A 1,019-nucleotide genomic window follows, 5' to 3' on the forward strand; every position below is an offset into this window, starting at 1 on the left:
CTCAATCCTGGTCGGGCGGGCGTTGCCGGGGTGCTCAACAACGAGGTGCCAGCTTGCGGGGCGTCCACCGCCGGACCCGGTGGGCCGGACCTGCGGGTGGGCGCGTCGAGGCCGCCAGCCGGTCTCCACGCGCGTGGCCACGTACACCCGTACATACCTCACGACGAGCGACGAGGCGTAGGCCGGGCGTCGGACCGAAAATGCAGTGTCAATAGTGCCAGAACTGCGCTCGCGACCGCGGTCGGCCCGGCGCCGCAAGATGTGGAGACGGCATGGCGACAGCAGCGCGATGGCGAAGCCGCCCGTGACGCCGTGCTCGCCGGCCTCGCCGAACCCCCAGCTCCGGCGTCGTCAAAGGCAACGCCAACCGTATCAAGACGGTCAAACACCATTTGCACGGCCGCGTCAACTTCGACCCGCTCCGCAAACACGCCCTCCTCGTTCGATGATCACCAAGGGGATCAGAACGGTTACAAGATCAGCACCGGATCCAAGTCTCGCTCTCATAGTCACACCTCGTCGTCGCCGGTGGCCGCGGCGAACCCGAGCGCATCGTGGTAGGCGCGTTGTACAGCGGCAAGGGTGGTCTCGCCGCCCGTTCGGCTGAGATCCTGCGCGCGGAACTGGGGCGCGATCCCGAGTGATTGTCTGGGACACCGGGCCGCTGATCGCCGCCGTCGACACCGACGACGTGTAAAACGATCATCGTGTGGGTCCCCCGGGGGTAGGCGAGACATCGGTGTGGCCACGCCGGGGCGCCGGGACACGAGGCAGGATCCGCTCGCCGGCCATCCACCGTGTGAGCACCTCCCGGTCGACCATCTGGATGCGGTGACGGTGGCCGAAGTCCGCGGCCGCAGCGGTGAACCGGCCCGAGGTGACCAACAGCGCAACATCGGCACGATGATCCGTCCACGCGCAGCCGTTGAAGTCCCGTACCGCGGACGGACCCACAGCACGGTCCGGGTAGTGCTTGCACTGCACCGCGATCCGGGCCATCCGGGGGGTACGGGCGAGCG

At 68.3% G+C, this 1,019-nt stretch carries 1 protein-coding gene; it reads right to left on the reverse strand.

Annotation, left to right across the window (positions count from 1 at the left end):
• Nucleotides 1-702: 702 nt before the first annotated feature.
• The coding region (locus tag AC5LSR_RS21760; protein WP_493468917.1) for a restriction endonuclease at nt 703-1,019 on the reverse strand (317 nt) is incomplete at its 5' end.

The organism is Protofrankia sp. CiP1_Cm_nod4 (assembly GCF_982290645.1).